Genomic DNA, 20,798 nt, shown 5'->3' on the forward strand with positions numbered 1-20,798 from the left:
ACTTGACTTTGCCCCTCCACGGGCTGGACCACCCTGAACGATCCGGACAGCGTTCTCTCCATGGCCCAGCAACGCCCCTTGAACATCCTCCATCTCTTCGCCGACCAGCAGCGCTTCGATACTATCGGAGCGCTTGGCAATACCCTGATCCGCACGCCCAACCTCGACCGCCTCGCCAACGAGGGACTGGCCTTCACCCGGGCCTACTCGCCCAGCCCGGAATGCGTCCCGGCGCGCGCCAGCATGATCACTGGCCACTACCCCGGCCGCACCGGCTGCTACGGGAACCGCCATACCATGCCCTCCAACGAGGAGCAGCCCTCCTTTATGGAGCGTCTGAAACAGGCCGGCTACCACACCCACGGCGTGGGTAAGTGCCACTTCAACCCCGACCGCTTCGCGCTCCGGGGCTTCTGCGCGCGTGAAACACAGGAGGAGATCCCCCAGCGCCGTGAGGATGACGACTACGCAAGCGGCCTGCTGGAGCATGGCTATGACTGGCTGCTCGAGCCGCACGGCATCCGGGGAGAGATGTACTACATCCCCCAGCCCAGCGTGCTGCCCCCGCACGAGCACCCCACCCACTGGATCGGGGACCGCACCGCCGCCTATATCCGGGACAACGCCAATTCTTCCGAGCCCTGGTACCTTTATGGCAGCTTCATCCACCCGCATCCGCCCTTCGCCCCGCCCGTCCCCTGGCACAAGCTCTACCGCGCCCCGGACATGCCCCTACCCATGATCCCGGAGGACCGCGACGATCTGATCGTTTACATCAACCGTTATCAAAACCGCGCCAAATACCGCGACAACGGCGGAATCGACCTCAACCTCGTGCGCTGCCAGCGCGCCTACTACTACGCCTGCATCAGCTTCATCGACATGCAGGTCGGGCGTATCCTGCAGGCGCTGGAAGAGACCGGCCAGCTCGCCAACACCCTCATCCTTTACGGGGCCGACCACGGTGAATACCTCGGCGACTACGGCTGCTTCGGCAAGCGCGGCATGCATGATGTGTCCGCCCGTGTGCCGCTGCTGGTGCGCTGGCCGGACGGATACCGCGCCGGCGAGCGCTGCGACACCCCGGCCAGCCTGGTGGACTTCGCGCCGACCTTTGTTCAGGCCGCCGGGCTCGACACCTCCGAAGGCGAGTACGACGGGCTTCCGCTGCGTGACCTCGCCAGTGGAAAGGTGCACCGTGAGCGCGTTTACTCGCAGCTCGACTGCGCGGACATGGGGCTCTACATGGCCGTCGAGCACGATTGGAAATTCGTCTACAGCGCGCCAGACCAGAAGGAGTACCTCTTCGACCTCAAAAACGACCCGCGCGAAACCGCCAACCTCGCGACCCGCAACCCCGACCACCCGCAGCTCCAGCGTCTGCGCGGAGAATGTCAGGCATGGATCCGCGGTACCGGCCAGACCGAAGAGGTATCCGCCGATGGCCAGTGGAAACCCTATGAGCCGAAGCGCATGCCCAACGACCCTGACCAGGGCCTGATCTTTCAGGACCCGCCCTGGTGGGACGGCAAGCCCCCGGTCTGACCCTGAGCCAGGCGACAAAACTGCACGACAAGCAACTACCCCGCTCGCTCCGGAGCGCGGGTCGAAGGTTATTATCGTAGCGCGGAGGGAAGAGAGTTTCCCCTGTATTCCTGTTCGCTAACACCCAGCGCCCAGCTAGACGGGAGCACGCGCAACACAGAGTCGGGCGCGCCGGAACTAAACGTCGCCGGTGATCTCGACGGCGAGCAGCGTCACGTCGTCCATGCGCGGAGCCTTCCCCCGGAAGGCACGGACACGTTTATTGATACCGGCAGCCATCTCTTCGACCGGTGTTTCCAGCTCAGCCGTAAATGCCTCAATCAGCCGGTCCAGCTCAAACTCCTCGGCGCACTCGTTGACCGTCTCCACTACCCCGTCGGTGTAAAAGAGCAAGCGGTCACCAATGGCCAGATCGAAACACTCGCCGTGGCGCTCACGGCCAGTCGCGAAGCCAATCGCGTCCTGCGGCTTCAGGCGGATGACGTCGACCTTACCGCTGTCCTTGTGGTAGTGAAGGATGTCTGGATGCCCCGCATGGGCGACCTCGAGCACGTATTTGCCATCCTTGTTGCGGATGCGTGCGGCCACCATGGTCACATAGTTGGGGCGGATCAGGTCGGCGATATCCTTCTGGACCTGCTCCATGGCATCCTCCAGGCGATCGACATGGTCGATCACGGCCTGGTCAGCCACGTGCTTGACCAGCAAAGTATAGAGCGCAGCAGAAATACCATGCCCGCAGACATCGCCCAAAAGGGCCAGAAAATCTCCCGATTGCCCCATCGGGAAGCTCATAACGTCACCGCCAACGGCCTCCAGCGGGTTATAGAGGACTGAGTACTTCAGAAAGCTGCAGGGCTGCGACTCACCGGGGATCAGGGCACTCTGCACACGCCGGGCGTTGTCGTAGTCGATCTGGAGGATGCGGTTCTTTTCACGCAGGCGCCGCTCGGAGTCCTCCAGCTTGTCCAGAGCGAGCTTCTCGCGGGTGATGTCACGGGAGATGCCCAGAATGCCCACCAGCTTCCCCGAGTTCAGGTGCAGCGGGATCTTGGTCGAGGTGACCCAGGTGATGTGTCCATCGGCCCAGGTTTCCTTTTCAGTCTCGTTGATCAGGGGCTTACCAGAGCGGAGGATCTCCTGCTCGTCGTCGTAGGCCTGCCGGGCGTGCTCTTCGGTAAAGAAGTCGAAATCCGTCTTACCCACGATCTCGTCCAGCTTACTGACACCGAACTTCTGCGCGTGGCGGTGGCTGACGTACACGAAGCGGCACTTCATGTCCTTAAAGTAGATACAGTCCTCGGACTCCTTTAAGAGCGCGTCAAAGAGCGCCGGAATGCTCATCCGGTAGATGTCCTGTACCTGCTTGACTTCGTCTGATTTCATGGCCGTCAACCTCCCACACTTCGGCTGTCCATGAACCGTCATACAGGTATGCATTGGCTAAGGTCCAGCGCGAAACTTACACGTGAGTGTTTTTCTCACCCACGGGGTCCCGCTGCGGTATAGACACAGTACCTCAAAACCGACCAACACGCCAGCAGACATAAAAAAACGCCCGCCCGGATTGTACCGGAGCGGGCGCCCGCAAAAGCGGTCCAAACCTATAAATAAAGGTGCTACTTCTTGCCCTTCAGCAGATTGACGGGGGCGTTTTTCCCATCGGAGACGTAGCAGCTATCCAGAACCTTCTGCAGCTCCGCTCCGCGGACGAAATCAGGCTGGTCCTGCACACCGGTACGGATGCTCTTGATAAAGCGCGCGTAGTTGTTCGGCGTTTTCTTCGCCTTACACTCCTTCCACGTGGCTTTTTCGAGGTTACGGCCCAGGCTGGTACGATAAATATCGTTACCCCAGTCGGTGTCGATAGCCGCGCTGCCCGTCGTACCGGCAATCTTCAGATACAGACGGTTCGCGTGCCCACCGCACCAGCGTGTGGTGTGGATGGCCCCGAGAGCGCCATTGGTGAACTCGACCGTCATGGCCGCACTGTCGTTCGCGTCGAGGTTGTACTCGCCGATCTTGTCGCCGGGAGCCTTGTGGAAGACCTTCAGCTTGCAGAAGATGTCCTTCAGCGAGCCGACCGGGAAGGTCGCAAAGTCCAGGATGTGGACGCCGACATCCCCGAGGACGCCCTTGCTGCCATGAGAGCTGGACAGACGCCACAGCCAACGCGGCTCGGTCTGCCAGTCGCCCCAGACCTTGCTGGGGAGCCAGGACTGCAGATAGCTGGCCTCGACGTGACGAATGTCACCGAGCTTACCGTCAGCGATCAGCTTGGCCACCGCCTGCAGGCTCGGCATGTCACGATAAGAGAGGTTGACCATGTTGATCACCCCGGCCTTTTCGGCAGCCTTGACCATGCGCTGCGCATCCGCGTGGTTGACGGCCAGTGGCTTCTCGCAGAGCACGTGCTTGCCTGCTTTCAGGCATTCAATAGCGACGGCGGCATGGAACGAATCCGGCACGACGACCGAGACGGCATCCACCTGTGATTGAGCCAGCATATCAGACACAGAGTCGTAGACTTCAGGAATGTCGAACTCGGCTGCGAAAGCCTCAACCAGCTTGCGGTTCATATCAACCGCAGCGACGAGCTTACAGCCAGGAATCTCCTGATAACGGCGGGCATGCTGCTTGCCCATGTTTCCGGTACCAATAATGGCCAGACGAACAGGCCCCGAACGACGGGTAGTCTTTTTCATGGTGAAAGGGATAGGATGGTTTTTATCCGGCCCGGGAGTCCATACCCGGACCGGACAGATTAAATGGAGTGAAGGTTAGTCAAGAAGCGGCTTACTTGTGGCCGATCTTCGAGCGGGAGGCGGCCTCCGGGTCTTCCGGCAGGGGCTCCAGCGCGGGAGAGTTCGGGCATACATCGGGGATGCGGACGCCTGACATCGCCCAGCGAACGGCGTTGGTGATGATCGTCTGCACCTCGTCCTGATGGTAGGTCGGGTAGGTCTCGTGACCCGGACGGAAGTAAAAGACCCGGCCATAGCCGCGGTACCAGGTGGCCGCACTGCGGAAGACCTCACCGCCTGTGAACCAGGAGACCATCAGCAGCTCGTCGGGAGCGGGGATGCCGAAAGGCTCACCGTACATCTCCTCCTGCGGGATCTCAAAGTAGTCGCCGATGCCCTTCATGATCGGGTGCGAGGGCATCATGTTCCAGAGGCGTTCCTTGTCGGTGGATTCGCGCCACTTGAGCGAGCAGGTCGTCCCCATCAGGCTCTTGAAAATCTTCGAGTAGTGACCGGAGTGCAGGACGATCAACCCCATGCCCTCAAGCACGCGGGTCTTCACCTTGGCAACGATCTCGTCGGAGACCTCCTTGTGGGCCATGTGGCCCCACCACACCATCACATCGGTCTCATCCAGCACGCTGCCACCCAGCCCGTGCTCGGGCTCGTCCAGCGTAGCGGTGCGGACGGTGATGTCGGCATCCTTGCCGAGAAAACCGGCAATCGTGTTATGCATCCCATCGGGATAGATTTCGGCAACTTTGGGGTTCTTTTTCTCGTGGCGAAATTCACCCCAAACGGTGACGCGGATCGGTGTGCTCATGATTGTATAGGGAGTATTGGGCGCGGACAGCCGCGCAGGTTCATGGATTAAACGATGTGTCCAACCTGTCCCTACCCTTTGGTTTTGACAAGCGGGCAGAGTCGTATTGATTCGAGCTTTATAGTACAAATCCGGCATAGCCCTACCAAACCATTCCCATGCCTACCTCCCACTCTGAGCTCAAGGACATCCAGGCCGTCCTGGCACGCATGCGCTCAGGCAAGCTCAAGATCCACCTGCCCCAGCGGCGTGAGCTCCACCGTAAGCGCCCGAAGTCCCACTTTCACGCCATTCCTGAGCTCTTTATACAGACAGGGGGCGCCACGGATTTCGACTGCGCTGGCGAGTGCTTCCGCCTGCTCACCGGGGATATCTGTGTCATGCCGCGCGGGGTGCCGCACCGGGAGACACCGGTCGATCTGGCCACGCCCTACAGCATCATATGCATCTGCGGATTCCGGGACGGAGTACAGCTGCGCCGGGCGCAGTCAGACATATCCGGCAAGATCTACGGCTACAATGCCGACAGCTACACCGGCAAGCGCTTCAACACGCTCCTGAGCTACCTCGATGATATTTCCCGTAAAGACAACCTGGCTCCGAAGTTCCGCAAGCCCTACATGCAGGGCTTGCTGGAGGCCTATTTCTGCGCCTTGTGCTCAGAGCTGGCCCAGCCGCGCACACCCGAGCCCAACCCGGCTCCACACCTGGTAGCCGAAGCGGAGAAATACGTACACGGTCGCCTTAGCGACTCCGGGCTGACGGTGGCTGGCATTGCGACGACCCTTAACTGCACAGCCGACCATTTATCCCGCCAGTTCCACCGCGTCCGGGGGCTTACCCTGACGAGCTGGATCGCGCAGGAGCGCATCGCTCAAGCCTGCAACCTGCTCGAAGATCCGGGCTATAACATCTCGGAAATCGGCTGGGCCTGCGGCTTTAACGAGCCCTCCTACTTTATACGCATCTTCAAGCGCCACATGGGCATGACGCCGCGCCAGTTCCGGCTCACGACCAACAAGCCATGAGCCTAAACATCGTCGACCAGGCCGATCTCGTGGCAGGCGGCGATGTACTCGCTACATGACCAGGCCTGATAGGCCTTCCCCATGGGCTTACCGGTCAGGCCATGCGCCCACTCGTTAAACTCCCATTCGTAAAAAGCACCGGCGTGGTTCAGCTCGGCGAGTTTGACCAGCTGCTCGCAGGCCAGCTCGCGCAGCCCGAGGCGGTTCAGGAAGCGCACCCAGACGCCACCCACCAGCGGCCAGATGCCGCCGTTGTGATAGTGCTGCGGCAGGTTGAGCAGATTCACCGTGTAGTAGCGCTTCCAGTTCGGGTCTCCCGACTCGACGGGCGGGTACAGGTTTTTGACAGGGAAGGGCTCATTGACCCCCGAGCCCCACATAAAGCGGAACGCAGTCTGCGCGTGCTCGTGGTCGATGACATTGAAGAGGAAAGCCAGCGCATTACCGTACACATCGCAGCGCCAGTCGTGGTCAAAGGGCGTGATCTGCGCCAGCAGGTAGCTGGTGTCCCCCATGGAGGCCTGTGAATCCGCAAAGGTGTAGTTGAGCTCACCCGCGGCATTCACCGACGGCCAGAACTCACGGAAGATTTTCTTTTTGATCGAACCGGCCCAGCGCAGGTAGTCCCCTGCCCGCTTGCGGTCGCCGAGATATTCCAGCAGGCGTCCAAATGCGATGTTGGCGCGGAACCACAGCACCTCGTCAATCAGCACGTGGTAGCTGCGCCCAAACAAATCGGTCCAGTCGCCGGCCTCGGGTATCTCCAGCAGCGCGTCGTTGTTACTGTCGTGCGCACTGAGCCAGTCCATCGCCTTTTGCAGTGAGTCGATATGGCTCCGCAAAAACCCAAAGTCCTGCGTGGCGCGGATAAACTCCGCGAAGGCGATAATCACCCATAAGCCGCTGTCGATGGAGCAAATGCCGCCCACCCCGGAGTAATCGGGCTCACCCGTATCTAGGCTGACATTGGCAGGGATCTGGCCGGTCGGCGTCATGCAGTTGATCAGAGTATCCAGCGTGGCGCGCTGGCAGGCCCGGATATCGGGATCGTCCAGCTCAATCGTACCAACAATGGTCACCGCACCATCGCGCGCCCACACGCTGCGGTAGTTCGCATCGGTGCCGCGCGTATTATTGTCTTCGAGCGAACAGGCCGAGAAGCCCTTCGGTGTAATGTTGCGGCGGATACCGTCGATCGCGTGCCGATAGCCCTCCTGGATAAAGGCCAGGTCGCTCTCACTGAGCGGGCTGGTGTGCTCCTCCTCGACCAGGTGCTGAATCTCGGGCGCATGGCTGAGAGCCTCCTCCGGGTCACCTTCTACGATTTCGCTGATGACGCCATAGTGCATCAAGCCCTCAAGCACGCCGTCCGCACAGGTGCCGTGTGCGCGGTACATGCCGTTGCGGCCGACCATTCGCTCCAGCAGCTCCGGTTGCGCATTCGCGACAATGATGCCACGCACCCCGCGCTTGAGGAACATCGCATTATCGTTGCCGGTATCCCCGGCCACGAGGCACTGCTCACGAGCGATGCCGAGCCGCTTGAGCAGCCAGACCAAGGCATTACCCTTGTCGGCGAATTTCGGGAGCACGTCCAGGTCGCGACCGCTGGAGTAGACGACATTGACCTGCAGGCCCGTGTCGCTGAGCCGGTCTTCCAGCGCATCCAGCTCCGGCTGCTCGCAGTGGGCATACCAGCTGGTTTTGTACGGGCTCTGAAAATGCTCGGGCTGGCGCACAGCCTCGGGCATACAGTCGCGGACGACCTCCTCGGCTTTTGCCAAATCCCAACCGTCCTCCAGGACGACGGAGAAGGCCTTGATGCACTCGGACTTTCGATAGTCGTAGATGACCGTGCCCACTCCGCAGATGCAGTAGTCGGGCACTGGCAGGCGCTTCTTTTTGATCAGGCGCTGCACATCCTCGAGCAGGCGTCCGGTATTATACACGAGCAGGGGCCGCTGCTTCTCAGGCAGCGACTCCCAGGTGCGGGCAAAGGCCACGGCAGCGTCAGCTTTGCCGAGGAGCGTTCCGTCGATATCCGAGCACAGGAGCCGGACGGGCGGGTTCTTATCTTTTGCGGCCATATTCAGGTACGCAGTCAGTTACTAGTCAGTCCGTATGCAAACATGGTGCCAGATCAACCGGCATCGGTGATTTCGAGGCGAGGCGCGTTGCGGCCTTCGACGATCTTCAGCAGCTGCTGAGCGATCCCCGTCCAGGTGAACAGGCTGCGGACCTTGTGCGCGCCACCATAGGCCAGGCGATTATGAATCGCCGGGTGGCGAAGGGCTTTCAGGATCGTGTATCCAAAATCACCCGCATCAAAGCTGTCCGCATAGAGCGCATCCATGCCGTATGTCAGGGTACGATACAGGCCACCATGCGTGGTAACGACGGTCGGCGTACCACAGGCCATGGCCTCGATAGCCGTCATCCCAAAAGGCTCATAGCGGCTGGGCAGACAGAAGACATCCGCAGCGCGATAAAAGTCGGGCATATCGGGATCGTCCAGCGAGCCACTCAGGACAACGCGCTCCTGGATGCCGTAGTCCTTGATCTTGTTGACGAGCTCCTGCAGCATCGGGTCTTCCATCGTCTGCTCGTTCTCCGTACCGACAGCCAGACGCAGGACCACATTGTCCATGTGCTTGGCCACGATCGCAAACGCATCCACCAGCAAGTCGAAGCCCTTGTTACGGGACAGGCGACCGATGGAGGAAACGACCTTGAAATTCGGATCGTACTGGAGCGACTCGCGGATGGAGGTGCGGGTCGCCTCACTCACCGGGAAGAAGCGGTTATCATCATAGCCCGGGGGGATCATCTTCACCTTGTCAGCGGGCAGCCCGTAGTCGGCCTTGAACATATCGAGCTGGATCGGGGAAGTCGCCACCACCATGTCGCACTCGCGATAAAGTGTGCTCTCGTGGTGGATACGCCGGGAGAAGTTATACGTCTCCTCCAGCGACTTTTCATCGTCGGGATAATCCTCGCGCATGAGGCGCTGCTTCCAGGTGCCGATCGAGTGCGGTGTGTGAATGTGGGGCACGCCCAGCTCCTCAGCCATATGCTGCCCGGCCAGTCCGGCGTCCCAGTAGTGCGAGTTGATAAACTGGTAGTTGTAGCGCTTCTTCGCGATGTAGCGCAGGGCGTTCTCGGTCCACTCCGGGAGCTTCTTATAGAGATACTCCTTTGGGATAAATTCCTTACCGCCGCAGCGCATGCGAATAATCCGTACGTGGTCATCGACCTCCTCGCGCTCGGGCTGATCCTCGAAACGGCGCGTCCAGATATCCACCTCGTATCCTAGCTGGGCCAGTTTTTTAGCCAACTCGATCACATAGACGACTTGTCCTCCAGTGTCGGGGAGCCCCAAGGGGGGCTCAGCGGCGACGTAGCCATGGGTGGATACCATAGCGATACGCTCGCGCTTACGGGCGCGGCGTGTGCGTTTAACCTCGGGCGGCTTCAGGTATACTTCCTCTGCCATCCTATGAAGGATAGCTAATTAACCAATCAACGCAACGTTTCATCCGAAAAGGTTTCTATCTGAGCGTTACGACGAGGTAAAAACATGCCCAAATTCGCGACCATATCCGCACAAAAAAAAGCCCTCCCCGAAAACGCTGGGAGGGCTTTGTCATGAAAATCGGATACAGGCTAAGAGCGTGTCTTCGCAGCCGGGCTCTTGGTGCGCAGGGCCTTTACCGCCGAGGACGTATAGACGACCCCACGGTGCAGATAGTCCTCATGATGTTTCTCGATGCGCTCCAGCTTGTAGCGGTAGTTTACCATCAGCCCGAAGGACTCACGCAGCCCGCGCGGGGTGACATTCGCCACCCAGTTAATCTGCTCGATGCGGGCGCCGTTGTTGAGGTGGAAGTGGGCAACCGGATCCAACGCCGTCGGGTTATTACCACGCTTGGCCTCGCCGAGGTAGCGCACGCAGAGTCCCTTGAGCAGCATCTTAAAATCTTCGCTCATCGACTCGGGATGCTCCCAGTCAAGTCCTGCCAGGTACTCGGCAAAGTTCTCCGGCGCACTCAGTCCGGGCGCGGCAGCGGCGAGCTTTTTCGGGTCGAGCCCCTTGAGCATTTCCAGACCGCCCTCGCCTTCCATCCACTTGCGGAAGCCGGGGATCGGCGAGAGCGTGATGAACTTGCGGATGTTCGGCACGTCATGTCGCAAGCGGTCTACGACCTGCTTGATGAGGAAGCCCCCAAAGGGAATCCCGCCCAGGCCCTTCTGCGTATTGGAAATGGAATAGAAGACCGCGGTATCGGCATCGCTGGGCTTGAGAGCCGGGGCCGAGGTATCGAGCAGTTTCTGCACGTTGTCGGCCACGCCCTTGTGCAGGGCCACCTCGATAAAGATCAGCGGCTCGTTCGGCATGTTTGGATGGAAGAACGCGAAGCAGCGCCGGTCGACATTGAGCCGGTGCTTCAGGTCCTCCCAGCTCTCGATCTCGTGCACGGCCTCGTAGGCGATCAGCTTCTCCAGCAGGGCAGCGGGAGAGTTCCAGCTGATGGACTGGAGCTGGAGGATGCCGACGTTGAAGAGCGAGGAGAGCATCTCCTTGAGGTCGGTGCTCAATGGCTTGAACCGCGGCTCTTCCCTCATCAGGGCGAAGACATCGCGGCGCATGTCCACCAGGAACTTCACCCCGGCGGGGAGAAGCGTCCAGCGGCGCAGTAACTCAGCCCGTGCGGGCACGAGAGCCTTGCGGAGCGCCTGGCAAGCGTTCCGCAGTTCTTCGCCGGTCACATTACCGGCGGCCTGCAGCGCCTCCTGCACCTGGGCTTCGTTAAAATCAAAATCATCCAGCAAGAGCGCGAGGAACCGGCGCTTACCGGCCTCGTCCCACTGGCTATAATCCTCGGCGAGGCGGGCCGCCTGCTGCGAAGACGACACCGGACCGCCGCGCTGGGCGATGCAGGCCTCGATCTGCTCGCGCAGGGTTTTGGCATCAGCCTGCACGAGCGCCCCCTCGGGGGTCATTTCTTTTCCCTTGCGGGTCAGGCCCAAGACCTTGGGCAGGCGGGACCAGTTGCGTTTGCCCCGCTGGATCACTTCTGTGGCAATATTCATACGTTCTATCTCCTCTCTCGGTGGAGAGTATACACCCGGTCGCCGCACACCATCAACTATGTTTATACAAGCGTAACCGAAAATTAGCATTGTTAAAGACAGGTGTAAATGCCTGCGGTTCCCTAAGCACTGCCGTGCTTTTCGCATAAGAGGCTTCACCCCGCGCGACGGATGACTAAAACTGTGCCCATGCCCATCGCCGCGTTTCCCCGCCTCTCCCATCGCTGCCACCTGCGGCGCTGGCTGCGCGGGGCGATCGCAGGGTTGGTGCTAGGTGCAGGCGGGCACGCTGCGGCTCAGCCAGAGCCATCCCCCCAACCCGCCTCCAGTGCAAGCTCGACCGAGCCGGTCGCCATCGTGGTGGAAAACCTGCCCCAGCCGGGCGAAGTCACCGTAGACGCGCTGGCAAAGCGCGAGGTCGTGCGCGCCTTTCTGGAAGCCAACCCCGACGTGCGGATCAAGTCCTTTGCCATGCCCGTCATCGGGGTGGACGACGCGCGCGACTCTGGCTCGCTCATGGCCATCGCCGCCGGGATGGGCGCGAACGCCATCTATGTGAACTTCCGCCAATCGGCGACCTACAATGAGCACGGTTTTCTCCTGCCGCTGGAGACGCTGCTGGCGCGTGTCTTGAGCGACGACCCGACAGTTCGCCAGACCGATGGCAAAGGCCGTTGGCTCGCCGACCCGAGCGAGGCTGAGGTCGCTGCTGCCCTCGCCCTGATTAAAGAACGTGTCCCTGAGCGGGCCTGGCCCGTCGTTTACCGGGAGGACCTGAGCGGGCGCTTCGAGGGCCGCCATGTCTGGACGCTGCCGACCTCCACCCTCGTGCGCGCCCTTTTCTACCGCAAGGACCACTTTCAGGCCGCCGGGCTCGACCCGAGCCGCCCCCCGCAGACCTGGGACGAGCTGCTGAGTACGGCACGTCAACTGCACGCTCCCGAGCAGCGCCGCTACGCCATGGCCTTCTCGCCCGGCGAGGGCATCAGCTACCAGGCCTACCAGTTTCTCATGAACGGCGGCACTCGCGCCATGACGCGTGATAAAGACGGCCCGTGGCGAGCCTCGTTCGCTACCCCCGAGGCGACAGAGGGTATCCTGTTTTTCTGGCAACTGCTGCGCGAGCCCTACACCTACGGCGACCAGACCCACGCAGGAGCCGCCACCCTGCGCCCGGACTTTAACCTGCTGTGGAAGTACGGACAGGTCAGCATGAGCTTTGGTTCGCTCGATGACCAGATGCTCGCCGCCATCAACCCGCAACTCGTCGGCATCGCTCCCCTACCCGCCGGCCCCGATGGCGAGCGCGGCAGCCTCCTCAACGCGCGCATGCTCGGGGTCTTCAGCCAGAGTAGCCCGGCCCAGCAGCTCGCGACGATGCGGTACCTGTGGTTCGTCACCGGCGAGCAGGCGCAGCAGATCCGCACCCAGCTCTTTGTAGACCGTGGCTACGGTGCCTTCGTCAACCCGGACCTGCTCACGAAATTCGGGTACACCGACCTCTTAAAAAAAGTTCCGCCCGGCTGGAAAGAAACCTATGAGACCGCCCTGTCCGGGGGCGTCCCAGAGCCCTATGGCCAAGGCACGCAGTTCATCTACCGGATGCTCTCCGAGCCGATCAACCAGGCGCTGGAGCGCGACTACTCCAGCATGACCCCCGAGGAGGCACAGGCTGACATCCTCCAGCTCCTGCAAGCCGCAGAGCGCGAGGTCAACGCGCGCGCACTCGGCCAGATCGATCCGGCTGAGCTGAGTAAACGCCGCTGGGTGGCGGGTGCCGTCCTCGCGGCGCTGGCAGCGGCATTTACGCTCGGCATCGGAGCGGTGTGGAGAAGCTTCGGGCGCGCGGGACCCGTCTATGAATCCAGCCGCGCCACCCACCGCCGCAACCTGCTGCGGGGATGGGCGCTGCTGCTGCCGGCCTTTGGGCTGATCCTGTTTTGGCAGTACCTGCCGCTGGTGCTGGGCGGAGCGAGCCTGACCTTCATGGACTACGAGCTGGTCCTGCCCAGCCACTGGGTGGGGGTGGATAACTTCGCACGCATCCTCTACGACCCGCGCTTCTGGCAGGCACTCTGGCGGGAGTTTTACTACGTGGCGCTCATGGTAGGCCTGGGCTTCTGGCCACCGATCCTGCTGGCGATTCTCCTGCAGGAGGTACCCACCACCTTTGCCAAGGTCTTCTTCCGGACGGTCTTTTATCTGCCCGCCGTGCTGGCCGGGGTCGTGGTGCTCTTTCTGTGGATGCAGCTTTACGATCCCTCCCCTGCCGGAACCTTCAACCAGCTCCTGCTCGCGCTCAACGCCCTCGGAGCGGTGCCCGCGACGCTGATCAAGCTCACCCTGCTGCTGGTGTGGCTCACGCTCGTGACCGGCCTGCTCGCCCTGCCCTTTAAACTCACGGAGCTGGGCGCGGGGCTGAAACTCCTCCTCGGCGCGCTCGGGCTGGGGCTGCTCGCGGTTACAATGGCTCCGCTCGTCAATGCCTGGATGGCGGGTGGCATCAGCAGCACCATGGAAACGCTCGGTGCGCTGGCCGGACGCTTCCAGATCGAGCCGCAACGCTGGCTGCAAGACCCGCGCATGGCCATGCTCTGTCTGGTCATCCCTACCGTCTGGGCCACGAGCGGTCCGGGCTGCCTGATCTATCTGGCCGGGCTCAAGAGCATCCCCGATGAGCTCTACGAGGCTGCCGCCATCGACGGGGCGGGCTTCTGGCACAAGGTCTTTTACATCACCCTACCGAGGATGAAGTTCCTCATCGTGATCAACCTGATTGCGGCCATGGTCGCCGCCTTCAAGGGCGGGGCGGACCAGATCCTGGTCATGACCGGAGGTGGCCCCAACGGCGCGACCAACACCCTCTCACTTGCCATTTTCTACCGCACCTTTATGGATCTCGACTACGGAGCGGGCACCGCCATGGCGTGGATTATGGGCGGCATCCTGATCGGCTTCACCGCCTACCAGATGCGCCTGCTCGCACGCTCGGAGTTCAAAGCAGGAGGGAGCGGAAGCTGACGCGCCATGCCGATCTTTACGCCAGTCGAATCCAAGTCTACCGCCGGGCGGCTTTTCCACGCGGGGATTTTTATCCTGCTCACTCTCGGAGCAGTGACGATGCTCTACCCGCTGCTGCTGATGGTCTCCGGGGCCTTCCGCAGTGAGATCGACGAAAACGAACTCGGCCTGATCCCCGCCTACCTGACCGATGACGACGCGCTCTACCGCAAGTTTCTCGAATACAAGTACGAGCAGCGCATCGGCGAGCTCAACGCCGCTCACCTCAGCCGCGACTACGCCTTTTCCCAAATCAAGCCCCCTGCCACGCTGAACGAAACGGCGGTCCGCGATTTGCGCGCCTTTATCGCGGAGGGTAACCTGCCGCTACACTGGCAGGCGCTGGGCGGAAGCTCCGGCATGCTGACCATCCCGAAGAATCTGCGCACCCTGCGCCAGCGCGTACAGGAGCGCTTCGGGGGCGATGTGGAGGCCTTTGCCAAGGGAACCGGCACCGCCATCACAAGCTGGACACAAGTCACCCTGCCCCCGCCGGAGTGGCTATCATCACGCTACGATTTCGAGAGCAACGCCCTGCATGCCGAGTACCTCAAGCTGCTCCAGGCATCCCCTCCGGCCGAGCTCCGCCTCGTCACGCCCACCGGCACCTTTCTCGTCCAGATCGCCTATCCGCGCTACGGATCGCTGGAGCGTTTCAACGAGGCACTGCGGCTCAACCTGAAAAGTTTTTCCGAGTTCCGGCTACCCCGGCGGGTTCCACCGCAGGAGCAGGCGGCATTCCGAAGCGTGTGGCTGGAGTATGTCGGCAGCGAGCTCAACCCGTCCTTTATTTTGACCAAGAGCGTAGAGCCTGCCACTTACCAAAGATTTCTCTCCAAGCGCTATGGCGCTGACATCGGCACACTTAACCAAGCCTGGGGGGAAACGGTCTACGCAGATTTTTCGGGCATCACCCTGCCCCATGGCGAATACCTCTCGGGGCAGCAGCGCCGTGACTACCGAGCCTTTCTCGACACACTACCTCCCGAGAGCTGGGAGCTAACCGGCCCGGAATACGCATGGGCGGACTGGCTCCGCCAGCAATACAAAACCGGAGAGACTCTTTCGCAAGCGTACGGCGGCTCGTATTCAAATACTGAATACGCATGGCCACCACAGGATCAGCTTGAGTATCAGTACACACGCGAGCATGCCGGCCAGCTTCGGCGGCAGTTCGCAGCACGAAACTTCGTCAATGTGATTGATGCGGTCGCCCTGGAGGGGCGCGTCCTCTGGAACACTATCATCTTCTGCACCCTCTCGGTCCTGGCCGCGATCATCCTGAACCCGTTGGCAGCCTACGCGCTCTCGCGCTTCCGACTGCCGGGTACCTATAAGGTGCTGCTCATCATGATGGCCGTGATGGCCTTCCCGCCCATGGTGACGACGATCCCGATCTTTCTCATGCTCCAGAAGCTCAGCCTGATGAATACTTTCATCGGGCTGCTGCTGCCGACCATTGCGAACGGCTACCTGATATTTTTGCTCAAGGGCTTCTTTGATTCGCTACCCCGCGAGCTATACGAGGCCGCGCAGTTGGAGGGAGCCTCGGAGGGACGGATGTTTTTCACCATCACGATGGCGCTGAGCAAGCCGATCCTGGCAGTGGTGGCGCTGACCGCCTTTAACACCGCGTACACGCTGTTCATGTTCGCGATCATCGTCGCTCCAGAGCAGGACATGTGGCTGCTCCCAGTGTGGCTGTACCAGTACCGCGAGACGGTGACCAGCGGAGGCGTCTACGCCTCGGTGCTCCTGGCGGCCATCCCGCCGCTGGTGGTCTTCCTCTTCGCCCAGAAGCTCATCCTGCGCGGCATCGTGGTGCCCACGGAGAAATAAGGACGCCGCGGCTTACTTGAACGTGATGTCCACGTCCATGCTCTTGCGCTGAAAGTACCAGCGTTCGAGGCAACGCTGCAGAGCCTCGACCTGCATGGGCTTGGGGAGGTGGTCATCCATGCCCGCCAGGAGGCACTTTTCGGCATCGCCGGGCAGGACGTTAGCGGTCAGCGCGACAATGAAGGGACGCTCAATTTCTTCGCCCTGCTCCGTGCGCAGCGAGTGATACTCGCGGATGCGCCGGGTGGCCTCGTAGCCGTCCATGGTCGGCATCTGGCAGTCCATGAAAATGATCGGATAGCTTTTGCTCTCCCAGGCCTCAATGGCCTCAGCACCATCATGAGCCGTATCGGACTGGATGCCGAGCTTACGCAGGAGCAGGACCATGACCTTGAGGTTGACAGAGTTATCATCAACAACCAGCACACGAATCCCCCCGTAGGCCGAGGACGCGGGAAGCTGCTCAGCACCCTCATCAGGCACGATAGCCGCAGACTCCGGCTCCTGCCGGGGCGAGAAGACTCTCATGAGTAAATCCAGGAGGCGCGAGGGCGTGAGGGGCTTACGCTCCCAGTCGTCAATACCGGCAGCAGTGGCTTCATCATCGCTCAGACTCAGGCCGACGGATTTCAGCAAAACAACGGCAGGAGAGCTCCCAATTTTACGCCCATAGAGACCTGCCTCACGGGTCAGAGTGGCGACATCGCCGTTATCGATATCCGAATCGAGCAGGACCATGTCAAAGGCACCCTGTTCGCTAGCCAGCAGCTCACGCGCCCCCCACAGGGAGTAGACGGAACGGCTCTTAACACCCCAACGGCGCAAGCGGCGCTCGATAAGTTTGGCAGCAGTCGGGCTGTGCAGCAGGAGCAGGGATCGCTTTTCTTTCAGGATATCTGTGTGGTCCTGCGGGCGTGGCTCATCCGGATCCGCCTCGGGCACCCCAAACTCAAGCGAGAACGAGAATGTCGAGCCCTTACCCAGCACACTGCTGACCTGGATATCCCCACCCATGACACCAATGATTTTCTGCGAGATGGATAGGCCCAGTCCGGTGCCCCCATACTTACGGGAGGTGGAGCCGTCAGCCTGCACGAAGGGTTGAAAGATCTCTGCGCATTGCTTGGGCGTCATACCGATACCCGAGTCATGCACCTCGAAGCGTAGCACGCGGCAGTCTTTGCGTTCGTTTGCCGTGGAAACCAGCAAGCTGACTTCCCCTTGATCGGTGAACTTGATGGCGTTACCGAGCAGATTCATCAGTACCTGTCGTAGGCGGCCAGGGTCGCCGACCAGTTCAATCGGGCCGTCAACATCCGTCCACACCAGCAACTCGATCTTCTTGCGAACGGCCAGCGGAGCCAGCAGCTCGACAGTGCCCGTCAGGAGGTCGGACAGGTAGAAAGGCACGCTCTCGAGCTTCATCTTCTTCGCCTCGATCTTGGAGTAGTCGAGGATGTCGTTGATGAGGGAGAGCAGCACATCCGCGCTCTCGCGAATCGTGTCCACACACTCCAGTTGCTCACGGTCGAGCTTGGTATCGAGGAGGATCGTAGCCATGCCGATGACACCGTTCATCGGCGTGCGAATCTCATGGCTCATGTTGGCGAGGAACTGGCTTTTGAGGCGGTTGGCCTCCTCTGCCCGCTCACGCATCGCGTCGATCTCCTGCTCGTGCTCCACCTCGTGGGTGATGTCCTCGGTAAACATCATGATGCCGCCGATATCACCGTCCGGCTCAAACCATGGGCGCACCTCCCAGCGCAAATACTGGTCATGGTCCCAGCCCTCCGGCCGCCAGCAATCGCGGTCGCAGCTCTCCACATCGCCCTGCATGCAGCGCTGGTGGATACGCTTCCACTCATCAGATATATTCGGGAAGACGTCGTAGTGACAGCGTCCGATCACCTCGATTTCTTCCAGCGCATAATCCTTGAGCCAGCAATTACTAACCGCGATAAAACGCACCTCCCGGTCAAACATGGCAACCGCCGCCGGGGCGTGTTGAACAAAGGCCGCCAGCTGCGCCTTTTCGCGAGAGAGTTCCCACTGCGTCTCCCGGATTTTCTCCAGCCGGGACCGCCCAAGCTGCAGAGAATAAGTCACAAAAGCCAGCAGCGTGGCAAAGCCCAGCCCTCCCAGCAGGAAGAAGTTGTGAAGGCGGTAATTGATCCCCACCAGCCGGGTCGGATCCACGATAACCTTCCAGTAAATATCCGGTGAGATCGCGACATAGCTGACCCCCTTCTGGCTGTCATCCGGAACACTCGGATCAATCGAGAAGCCGATATGCACAGCCTCCGGATCCTGACCAATGGCGTCCAGACTGTTGGCGATCAGGATGTGCCAGTCGATAACAGCCGTGACCTGAACGCCTTGGCCGTTGGTGGCATTGTAGGCCATCACTTCCCAGCACAGGCCCTCCTCGCCGTCGCCAAACTCAACCGGATGCACTTCGACCAGACGGCTGTTCTCTTCGGGGAACTCGACCGAGGTGGAATCAAGCAAGTCCCCGGGCACCGCCCCCTCGGGATAGGCCCAGTTCACACCCGCATCTGGTTTGCGCAGGAAGATATACCGCAAAGAGGGAAAATCTTTGGACAGAAACTCGATATCCTCATCCCATGTATCGGGGTTGGGAGTATCCTCCCCCAGGACCTGACGAGCCTGGCGCGCCAGTGTGCCGTTAAACTCGTATAGGCGGGTGCTCAACAGGCCCGAGATCAGGTCCGAGCGTAACTGAGCAAAACGAATCCGGCTCTGCATCGCCTGCGTATGCAGCCCCAAATAGACGGCCAGCACGAAAAACGTCGTACCCACAAAGACCGGCACCCACACCCAGGGCAGGGAACGCTCCCTCAGGATATTACTACAGCGAAAACGATGGGTAATCAGTCCGACGGAGAGCAGAAAGAAAGCCAGTGATGTGTGGACGGCCATCTCCGAGAGCCGGTACTCAAGCCAGAGCAAAGGCGGCATCCCGAGGGCATAGCGAAACAGAGAGGAACCGGATATACCTGCCAGCGCACAGGCCAACACCAGAATGACAATCGCCTTCCGTGTTCCCTGCCTGCGAGCACAGGCCAGGACCATGGCCACGCCTCCAAATAAAAAGCATATGCTCGTCAGCGCAGACATCCGCCCCGGAGCCGGAGAGCGATCTGTCACAAATGGCTTAGCAAAGAGCGTGTCGATCCACAGATTAATGCCAAAGACGTGCTGGGCCAGATTAATGCCGCCCCATACCAACAGCCCGATACTAAACCACAGCTTAAGATTCCACCGGTTTCTCGTCTTGTTCACCGACAGGCACAGGAGTGAACCTGCAAACAAAATAAAGCCGATCGCCGTCGTGGCCTGCATCGGGGCCAATCCCGGCATGATCTGGACCAGTACCGGAATCTGCAGCAGCCAACCAGCATAGACTGAGCAGGCAATCCCCCCTACAAGTACCGATGCGATCACTGCCAGCGGACAGATGCGACGCAAGGGGGTATCCGGGCCGTTTACCATGTATGGTAACTTATACGAGAATACGTGTGAGCAAGTCGAACCAATAGATTAAATCCACCCAGAGCGCACTATCACGAAAAATTAAGGACATCCCTTCATGCGCACCATGGACCAGCCTACGAAAAAATTAAAGAATCCGAGACGACAAGCAGCCCATCAAAAGCACATAAGGCATTTAGACTTCAATAAGTTACAATAAAGCTATGACCTGACATAATCCCGCTGAAACTGCTGGGGGCTCATCCCCGTACTTCTCCGGAAAGCACGCGAAAAGCTGTTCGCGTCCGTATAGCCGCAATTCGCGGCAATTTGGGCAATGGAGCTAAACTGCATCCCGAGCAGGTCCTGAGCCTTGCGCATGCGCAGCTCCTGGCAGAACGCGCCGGGGCTCACCCCATATCGCTCCCGAAAGGCTCGCGTCAGGTGTTCCCGGCTCAGCCCCACGTAGTCGGCGACTTCCTTCTGGGACAGCGGCTCGCTAAAACGCGTGCGAATACACTCGTGCGCAGCGGCCACCGGATCGCTCATCAGGACCCCCTGCGAGACCTGCCTCAGCATCACCATCAACAGCTCGTACACGCACTGGGACTCGTGGAATCTATCCCGGAAACGACGGTCGCGATGGTGGTAAGCCACGGTTTGAAAAGCCGCCAATGTCTCCGAGTGAGGAGCGAGCGATACCCGGGAGCCACCCCGCTCACGAATAACCTCAAACAGCTCCGAAACACCTCCCAAGGCCAGAAAGGCGAGCTTGTAGGGGCCCGTCGCATCTTGGGGATACCCATAACAGGAGTCTTCCCCATGGCGAAACAGCATGGCATAGCCAGGCCCTACCCGGAACTCACCATGCCTATCCTTAAAAAAACCCTCCCCCTCGATTGTTTGCTGAATCACACATACCCCTTCCTCACCTTCAGACCTGTTCTTATTCTCCCAGTAGTAGCGAGGCGAGTAACGCGTCTCGTTATCGTAAAAAAGGGACTTCATGAGGGTAGGCATGAAGCATCATCTAGAATTAGCCTCCGAGCCTGTCGATCACAAATTGCATAACATTAATCACAACAGACGCCTTGATGCAGACAAGCGAGCAAGGCTAGGCTGTGTGGACAAAATACGGAACGAGCCCGCGAAGGCCGATTTTGAGGACGTTTTTTG

General features: G+C 60.3%; 12 protein-coding genes. 4 read left to right on the forward strand and 8 right to left on the reverse strand.

All coding sequences use genetic code 11. The features are described from left to right. The first annotated feature begins 60 nt into the window (after nucleotides 1-60). Nucleotides 61-1,545 (forward strand): sulfatase-like hydrolase/transferase, encoded by a 1,485-nt coding sequence (locus tag K0V07_RS16095; protein ID WP_220622415.1) that lies wholly within the window; start codon nucleotides 61-63, stop codon nucleotides 1,543-1,545. A gap of 177 nt (nucleotides 1,546-1,722) precedes the next feature. On the opposite strand, the gene K0V07_RS16100 is transcribed toward K0V07_RS16095, so the two are convergent. The 3 genes from K0V07_RS16100 to K0V07_RS16110 all read right to left on the reverse strand — a co-directional run bounded on the left by K0V07_RS16100 (nucleotide 1,723) and on the right by K0V07_RS16110 (nucleotide 5,112). Beyond that, nucleotides 1,723-2,931: a SpoIIE family protein phosphatase gene (locus K0V07_RS16100; RefSeq protein WP_220622416.1), complete on the reverse strand. Its 1,209-nt coding sequence runs from the start codon at nucleotides 2,929-2,931 to the stop codon at nucleotides 1,723-1,725. 233 nt (nucleotides 2,932-3,164) lie between these two features. Continuing rightward, nucleotides 3,165-4,250, reverse strand: coding sequence for a Gfo/Idh/MocA family oxidoreductase (locus K0V07_RS16105; RefSeq protein WP_220622417.1), 1,086 nt, complete (start codon nucleotides 4,248-4,250; stop codon nucleotides 3,165-3,167). A 91-nt stretch (nucleotides 4,251-4,341) separates the two neighbouring features. Beyond that, nucleotides 4,342-5,112 carry a ThuA domain-containing protein gene (locus K0V07_RS16110; protein ID WP_220622418.1) on the reverse strand — a complete coding sequence of 257 codons (771 nt, stop codon included), beginning with the start codon at nucleotides 5,110-5,112 and terminating at the stop codon, nucleotides 4,342-4,344. 158 nt (nucleotides 5,113-5,270) lie between these two features. Between K0V07_RS16110 and K0V07_RS16115 the strand changes: the two genes are divergently transcribed. Next, nucleotides 5,271-6,140 carry a helix-turn-helix transcriptional regulator gene (locus K0V07_RS16115; RefSeq protein WP_220622419.1) on the forward strand — a complete coding sequence of 290 codons (870 nt, stop codon included), beginning with the start codon at nucleotides 5,271-5,273 and terminating at the stop codon, nucleotides 6,138-6,140. Between the two features lie 2 nt (nucleotides 6,141-6,142). Here K0V07_RS16115 and K0V07_RS16120 read toward each other — a convergent pair whose 3' ends face one another. The 3 genes from K0V07_RS16120 to K0V07_RS16130 all read right to left on the reverse strand — a co-directional run bounded on the left by K0V07_RS16120 (nucleotide 6,143) and on the right by K0V07_RS16130 (nucleotide 11,231). Continuing rightward, nucleotides 6,143-8,227: an HAD-IIB family hydrolase gene (locus K0V07_RS16120; RefSeq protein WP_220622420.1), complete on the reverse strand. Its 2,085-nt coding sequence runs from the start codon at nucleotides 8,225-8,227 to the stop codon at nucleotides 6,143-6,145. 53 nt (nucleotides 8,228-8,280) lie between these two features. Further along, nucleotides 8,281-9,558 (reverse strand): glycosyltransferase, encoded by a 1,278-nt coding sequence (locus K0V07_RS16125; RefSeq protein WP_345778182.1) that lies wholly within the window; start codon nucleotides 9,556-9,558, stop codon nucleotides 8,281-8,283. A 245-nt stretch (nucleotides 9,559-9,803) separates the two neighbouring features. Next, nucleotides 9,804-11,231, reverse strand: coding sequence for a malonyl-CoA decarboxylase (locus K0V07_RS16130; RefSeq protein WP_220622422.1), 1,428 nt, complete (start codon nucleotides 11,229-11,231; stop codon nucleotides 9,804-9,806). 171 nt (nucleotides 11,232-11,402) lie between these two features. Here K0V07_RS16130 and K0V07_RS16135 point away from each other — a divergent pair, with 171 nt between their 5' ends. Both K0V07_RS16135 and K0V07_RS16140 read left to right on the forward strand, forming a co-directional pair. Continuing rightward, nucleotides 11,403-14,252: an extracellular solute-binding protein gene (locus K0V07_RS16135; protein WP_220622423.1), complete on the forward strand. Its 2,850-nt coding sequence runs from the start codon at nucleotides 11,403-11,405 to the stop codon at nucleotides 14,250-14,252. A gap of 6 nt (nucleotides 14,253-14,258) precedes the next feature. Next, on the forward strand, nucleotides 14,259-16,130 hold the full coding sequence (locus tag K0V07_RS16140; protein WP_220622424.1) for a carbohydrate ABC transporter permease: 1,872 nt from the start codon (nucleotides 14,259-14,261) through the stop codon (nucleotides 16,128-16,130). A gap of 12 nt (nucleotides 16,131-16,142) precedes the next feature. Here K0V07_RS16140 and K0V07_RS16145 read toward each other — a convergent pair whose 3' ends face one another. Both K0V07_RS16145 and K0V07_RS16150 read right to left on the reverse strand, forming a co-directional pair. Next, on the reverse strand, nucleotides 16,143-19,643 hold the full coding sequence (locus tag K0V07_RS16145; protein ID WP_220622425.1) for an ATP-binding protein: 3,501 nt from the start codon (nucleotides 19,641-19,643) through the stop codon (nucleotides 16,143-16,145). Nucleotides 19,644-19,844: 201 nt separating this feature from the next. Further along, the gene (locus K0V07_RS16150; RefSeq protein WP_220622426.1) at nucleotides 19,845-20,630 is read right to left on the reverse strand and encodes an AraC family transcriptional regulator; all 786 of its coding nucleotides are present in this window, start codon (nucleotides 20,628-20,630) and stop codon (nucleotides 19,845-19,847) included. Nucleotides 20,631-20,798 lie beyond the last annotated feature (168 nt).

It is taken from the genome of Ruficoccus sp. ZRK36 (assembly GCF_019603315.1).
Taxonomy (GTDB): domain Bacteria; phylum Verrucomicrobiota; class Verrucomicrobiia; order Opitutales; family Cerasicoccaceae; genus Ruficoccus.

Bases quoted from the DNA above. Each gene is read 5' to 3' on its own strand.
- K0V07_RS16130 (WP_220622422.1), bottom strand. From the start codon at position 11,231: ATGAATATTGCCACAGAAGTGATCCAGCGGGGCAAACGCAACTGGTCC.
- K0V07_RS16145 (WP_220622425.1), bottom strand. From the start codon at position 19,643: ATGGTAAACGGCCCGGATACCCCCTTGCGTCGCATCTGTCCGCTGGCA.
- K0V07_RS16125 (WP_345778182.1), bottom strand. From the start codon at position 9,558: ATGGTATCCACCCATGGCTACGTCGCCGCTGAGCCCCCCTTGGGGCTC.
- K0V07_RS16135 (WP_220622423.1), top strand. From the start codon at position 11,403: ATGACTAAAACTGTGCCCATGCCCATCGCCGCGTTTCCCCGCCTCTCC.
- K0V07_RS16140 (WP_220622424.1), top strand. From the start codon at position 14,259: ATGCCGATCTTTACGCCAGTCGAATCCAAGTCTACCGCCGGGCGGCTT.
- K0V07_RS16120 (WP_220622420.1), bottom strand. From the start codon at position 8,227: ATGGCCGCAAAAGATAAGAACCCGCCCGTCCGGCTCCTGTGCTCGGAT.
- K0V07_RS16150 (WP_220622426.1), bottom strand. From the start codon at position 20,630: ATGAAGTCCCTTTTTTACGATAACGAGACGCGTTACTCGCCTCGCTAC.
- K0V07_RS16100 (WP_220622416.1), bottom strand. From the start codon at position 2,931: ATGAAATCAGACGAAGTCAAGCAGGTACAGGACATCTACCGGATGAGC.
- K0V07_RS16110 (WP_220622418.1), bottom strand. From the start codon at position 5,112: ATGAGCACACCGATCCGCGTCACCGTTTGGGGTGAATTTCGCCACGAG.
- K0V07_RS16095 (WP_220622415.1), top strand. From the start codon at position 61: ATGGCCCAGCAACGCCCCTTGAACATCCTCCATCTCTTCGCCGACCAG.
- K0V07_RS16105 (WP_220622417.1), bottom strand. From the start codon at position 4,250: ATGAAAAAGACTACCCGTCGTTCGGGGCCTGTTCGTCTGGCCATTATT.
- K0V07_RS16115 (WP_220622419.1), top strand. From the start codon at position 5,271: ATGCCTACCTCCCACTCTGAGCTCAAGGACATCCAGGCCGTCCTGGCA.